The organism is Pseudomonas sp. SIMBA_041 (assembly GCF_046535095.1).
Lineage (GTDB): Bacteria > Pseudomonadota > Gammaproteobacteria > Pseudomonadales > Pseudomonadaceae > Aquipseudomonas > Aquipseudomonas mucoides.
The window spans coordinates 1-260 of sequence record NZ_JAWRXJ010000501.1; the positions used below are offsets into that span (position 1 = coordinate 1).

1 protein-coding gene is annotated in these 260 nt (G+C 57.3%); it reads left to right on the forward strand.

Annotated features, from left to right (window positions below):
* A partial coding sequence (locus tag SB725_RS32090) for an aldehyde dehydrogenase family protein (RefSeq protein ID WP_410923517.1) occupies positions 1 to 260 on the forward strand: 260 nt, incomplete at both ends.

Sequence of the window (260 nt, forward strand, 5' to 3'; positions counted from 1 at the left end):
ATACCGCCGGGTTAACGACCAAAATCGCGGGTAAAACGCTGGACTTGTCGATTCCCTTACCCCAGGGGGCGCGTTATCAGGCCTGGACGCGTAAAGAGCCGGTTGGCGTGGTAGCGGGAATTGTGCCATGGAACTTTCCGTTGATGATTGGCATGTGGAAGGTGATGCCAGCACTGGCAGCAGGCTGTTCAATCGTGATTAAGCCTTCGGAAACCACGCCACTGACGATGTTGCGCGTGGCGGAACTGGCCAGCGAGGCT